Source organism: Thauera sp. 28, assembly GCF_000310145.2.
Classification (GTDB): domain Bacteria; phylum Pseudomonadota; class Gammaproteobacteria; order Burkholderiales; family Rhodocyclaceae; genus Thauera; species Thauera mechernichensis.
In genome coordinates this window covers 1-670 of sequence record NZ_AMXA01000093.1, presented here as the reverse complement: position 1 = coordinate 670, position 670 = coordinate 1, and the positions used below count along the sequence as shown (strand labels likewise).

At 70.4% G+C, this 670-nt stretch carries 2 protein-coding genes; both read right to left on the bottom strand.

Annotated elements, in window-relative coordinates:
• A partial coding sequence (locus tag C662_RS19580) for an ureidoglycolate lyase (protein WP_002934720.1) occupies nucleotides 1–492 on the bottom strand: 492 nt, incomplete at its 3' end.
• A gap of 82 nt (nucleotides 493–574) precedes the next feature.
• A partial coding sequence (locus C662_RS20140) for an allantoicase (RefSeq protein WP_002934718.1) occupies nucleotides 575–670 on the bottom strand: 96 nt, incomplete at its 5' end.

Sequence of the window (670 nt, the reverse complement as noted above, 5' to 3'; positions counted from 1 at the left end):
GCCCGGGGTCTCGAGCTGGATCTCGTCGCAGTTGTGCCCTGGCCCGCTGCGGTCGATGACGATGAAGTCGCAGATTTCGTCGAGTGCGAGCAGGGGGTGGTGCCAGACGCCGGGGGCGTAGTTGACGCCCTGGTCGCCGCGGGCGAGGAAGACTGTCAGGTCTTGTGCGGTGGGCGGTGCGCCCGCGGGGGCGACGACGACCAGATAGGGCTTGCCCGACATGGGGATGAAGGCCTGTGAGGCGAGCGGGTGGCGCTCCATCATGTTCACGGTGAAGGGCAGGGCGCGGGGCTGTCCGCGGAAGATGGAGACGATGACGCGGCCCTCGGGCCCGGGCTCGATGCGAGCGAGGTCGTGGTAGCGCTCGGTGTTGCCGGCGTTGATGGTGAAGTGCGGTGCGGCGTCGCGGGCCTCGATGAGCTGGCCGAAGGGTGCGAAGGCCTCGTGGGTGAGGGGCTCGACGGCGAGGGGGAGGGCGGGGTGCGCGGTCATGGTGTGCTCTCGGGTGAGGAAGGGGGCGACACGGCGGTCGGGCGCCCGGGCGCAGGGCTGCGCCCGCGCAGCGCCGGTCTTCTTATTTGGCCTCGACCTTGCCCCACAGGCGCAGTCGCGAGACGCCGCCGTCGGGGAAGATGTTCAAGCGCACGTGGGTGATCGGCCCGAGTTTGGC